Origin of the sequence: Puniceibacterium antarcticum (assembly GCF_002760615.1) — a bacterium.
GTDB classification, from domain to species: domain Bacteria; phylum Pseudomonadota; class Alphaproteobacteria; order Rhodobacterales; family Rhodobacteraceae; genus Puniceibacterium; species Puniceibacterium antarcticum.
The window spans coordinates 1-3,121 of record NZ_AWWI01000032.1 but is presented as its reverse complement, the minus strand read 5'-3'; the positions used below and the strand labels follow the sequence as shown (position 1 = coordinate 3,121).

Below are 3,121 nucleotides of genomic sequence, written 5' to 3'. Positions count from 1 at the left end.
GTCGAGATGGCCGCGCTCTGCCCGCCACCCGAAGTCGCCGCAAGGCTCGCCGCCGCACCGGTCGAACTGTTGATCGTTCCAGTTCCGCCGGAATACGTATACACAAAAGACGCAAACGGCGTTCCGCCATATGTTCCGCTCACATTGCACCCAGCCGAGCAATTGAAGCTAGAGGGCGCACTGGTGACTGTACTTCCATTTACCTGAAGGACGATGGGGTTCCCGCTGTCACCTCCGCCGTCATATGTGAAGAACTCTGTAGTGCCGGAGTCGTTCGTCGCCTCGATGAAAAAGATCTGCTCATCTCCGCTCGTGGTCAATGTCGGAAAATCCGCAGAATAAATGCATTCATCGTCGGTCAAATTCAGTGCGAGCTGAGAATTGCCGTTAAAATCCGTCGGGCCGCAGTCGTTGAATGCAGCCTGTGCCCCCGTCGGGGTCAGCGCCGCAAAGGTCAGAGCAAAAGTCATCGCTGCGACGCGCCACAGATTGGGAAGCTTTCTTCCAAGGGGAAGCGACCAGAAGATCGCCATTCGGTAAACTATTACTAACAGATTTTTTTTTGAAAATACCATGACTCGCCCCTGAGAAAGAGTCGGCCAACGAAATTTTTCGTTTGCGTGACCCAATAAATAATGCAAGCGTTAGAGTATGCTGATGCAAAAATAAACAACCGATAGTTGATGCACGGTTATTTATGTGGCAGATTGCCCAAAGGTGTTGCCTTTTGAACAGTATCCGAGCCTTGGACTATATGAGCGTTTGTAGTTGTACTGATACCGGAGGTTTTCGTGTCAGATCCATTTTTAGCTGAAATCAGAATGGTGGGTTTCAATTTTCCGCCAAGAGGCTGGGCGTTTCTTGACGGCCAGATAATGCCGATCAATCAGAATCAGCCTCTTTACTCACTTTTAGGTATCACATATGGCGGAGACGGTCGCACGACCTTTGCTCTGCCGGATTTACGCGGCCGAACTCCAGTGCATAAGGCGTCTGGGCCTGGGTTTGAGCTTGGGAATCGTGGTGGAACGGAATCCTTAGCCCTGACGAAAGCCGAGATACCCGCACACAGGCATGTCGCACAGGCATCATCAACCGCAGGCAATTCTCCGGTTGCGCTTGATCATATCATGGCAGCCGAAACAGGGAATGATCTTGCGTATCGCGATTCAGAGGCCTCCAATCTGACCTCCCTGAACACCGGAACAGTCGGCACTGCTGGTGGCGGTCAAGCGCATGATAACATGCAACCGTATATTTCGGTTTCGTTCTGCATTGCCCTTTTCGGGGTCTTCCCGTCACAAAACTAAAGATTGGAGGACATTGAATGTCAGAACCTTTCGTCGGCGAGATTCGGATGTTTGCAGGCAACTTTGCGCCTTCTGGTTGGGCATTTTGTGAAGGCCAGCTGATCGCTATTTCTCAAAATGATGCACTTTTTAATTTGCTTGGGACGATCTACGGCGGCGATGGTCAAACGAGCTTTGCGTTGCCCGATATGCGTGGTCGCGTCCCGATACACAGGGGTGACGGTCCGGGGCTGAGCAAGCGTCCGTTGGGGAGCAAAGCAGGTGAAGAGCACGTCACCCTTACCACCAGCCAGTTGCCCAGCCACAGTCACAACTTTCACGCAAATACGCAGGCCGCGACATCCGCCGCCCCCGCGGGTAAGGTTGTTGCTCTTGGCGTGGGCGTAAATTTTTACAATGCACGCGAACCGACGGGAAACATGGTCCCGTCGATCGTTTCTAAAACGGGTGGGTCACGTCCACATGAGAACATGATGCCAAGTCTTTGTATTAGCTTTATAATATCACTTTTTGGTATATATCCGAGTCAGCAGTAGGAGGTCTAGATATGTCGGAACCTTTCATAGCAGAGATCCGCATTTTTGCTGGGAATTTTGCTCCGCGTGGCTGGGCATTCTGTGATGGACAATTGCTGCCAATTGCCAATAACACAAGCTTGTTTTCATTGATCGGCACGACATATGGCGGCGACGGTCGTTCAACAACTGCGCTTCCAAATCTCCAGGGCAGGGCGCCAATGCATCATGGGCGCGGCCCGGGGTTGACAGACCGGCGACTTGGAGAGGTCTTGGGAACATCAACCGTAACTCTAACAGAGGTTGAGATGCCCAACCATGATCATGCTCTGCGTGCCTCACCAGAGCCCGCGACGGCGGACTCGCAACCAAGTCCTACAGCATCGCTGGCGCGTTCTGGTTTTGGTGACAATCTTTATCAGACCGACACGGCGTCGAACCGCGTTTCCTTGTCAGACAATACTATTGAGGTCACGGGAGGCAGCCAATCGCACACGAACCTTCAGCCCTATCTCACGCTGAATTACATCATCGCTTTGACTGGACTTTACCCAGCCCGGGAGTAAGCGAAAAATCTTGGTGTGTCTTATAGTATCTTGTATTCGCACCTTCGCCAATAAGATTGGAGGCAACCTACTCAATCAAACAAGGTTAGATATTTCGTGAATATTTTTAGGGGATAGAGTGTTCAGCGGATGACATGAAAAATGATGATACTGATTTTATGATCTTTCCGCGGCTCGAACGTGCTATGCGCCATGGTGTATCCTATCGGGCTATGAGATGCACAGATCTTGGATTTTTGTCGCGCCTATATCGCTCGACCCGTGAGGAAGAGATGTCGATCTTGCCTTGGGGCGAAGATCAAAAGCGACATTTTATCTACATGCAATTTAAGGCGCAACATGAGCATTATCAAAAGCATTATCCGGATGCGCTTTGGATGGTTGTTGACGTTGAAAAGATGCCTGCTGGCAGACTCTATATCGAGCGCTGGAGCAGAGAACTGCGCATTATAGATATCGCACTTTTGCCAGATTTCAGAGCCAAGGGAATCGGATCTTCGATTCTAGAGGACTTAAAAGTTGAGGCGATGGAATCTGGCAAGAAGATCAGCATTCATGTCGAAAAGGAGAATCCTGCGATGTCACTGTACCTGCGTCTAGGCTTCGGTATTATCGAGGATAAGGGTATATACAACTTATTGGGCTGGCCTCATCCCAGCTAGTGTTCGCCGCGGCCTTGTTGCACAAATCCTGCGTGGGATTCACTAGGTTAATCCAATGTGGTAACTGA

The 3,121-nt window shown here is 50.7% G+C and carries 5 protein-coding genes; 4 read left to right on the top strand and 1 reads right to left on the bottom strand.

What is annotated here, in order from left to right:
• A partial coding sequence (locus tag P775_RS03740; protein ID WP_218967617.1) for a hypothetical protein occupies positions 1-575 on the bottom strand: 575 nt, incomplete at its 3' end.
• A 216-nt stretch (positions 576-791) separates the two neighbouring features.
• Between P775_RS03740 and P775_RS03735 the strand changes: the two genes are divergently transcribed.
• The 4 genes from P775_RS03735 to P775_RS03720 all read left to right on the top strand — a co-directional run bounded on the left by P775_RS03735 (position 792) and on the right by P775_RS03720 (position 3,053).
• Positions 792-1,310, top strand: a complete 519-nt coding sequence (locus P775_RS03735) for a phage tail protein (RefSeq protein WP_099909708.1) — start codon at positions 792-794, stop codon at positions 1,308-1,310.
• A gap of 17 nt (positions 1,311-1,327) precedes the next feature.
• Positions 1,328-1,846, top strand: a complete 519-nt coding sequence (locus P775_RS03730; RefSeq protein WP_099909707.1) for a phage tail protein — start codon at positions 1,328-1,330, stop codon at positions 1,844-1,846.
• A gap of 11 nt (positions 1,847-1,857) precedes the next feature.
• Entirely contained in the window at positions 1,858-2,391 is a 534-nt protein-coding gene (locus tag P775_RS03725; protein ID WP_099909706.1) for a phage tail protein, read from the top strand.
• Positions 2,392-2,525: 134 nt separating this feature from the next.
• A complete protein-coding gene (locus P775_RS03720) occupies positions 2,526-3,053 on the top strand; it encodes a GNAT family N-acetyltransferase (protein ID WP_245875552.1) in 528 nt (175 codons plus the stop codon).
• Positions 3,054-3,121: the final 68 nt, after the last annotated feature.

Excerpts from the sequence above, each read along its gene's own strand:
- P775_RS03720 (WP_245875552.1), top strand. The coding sequence starts at position 2,526 with ATGAAAAATGATGATACTGATTTTATGATCTTTCCGCGGCTCGAACGT.
- P775_RS03725 (WP_099909706.1), top strand. The coding sequence starts at position 1,858 with ATGTCGGAACCTTTCATAGCAGAGATCCGCATTTTTGCTGGGAATTTT.
- P775_RS03730 (WP_099909707.1), top strand. The coding sequence starts at position 1,328 with ATGTCAGAACCTTTCGTCGGCGAGATTCGGATGTTTGCAGGCAACTTT.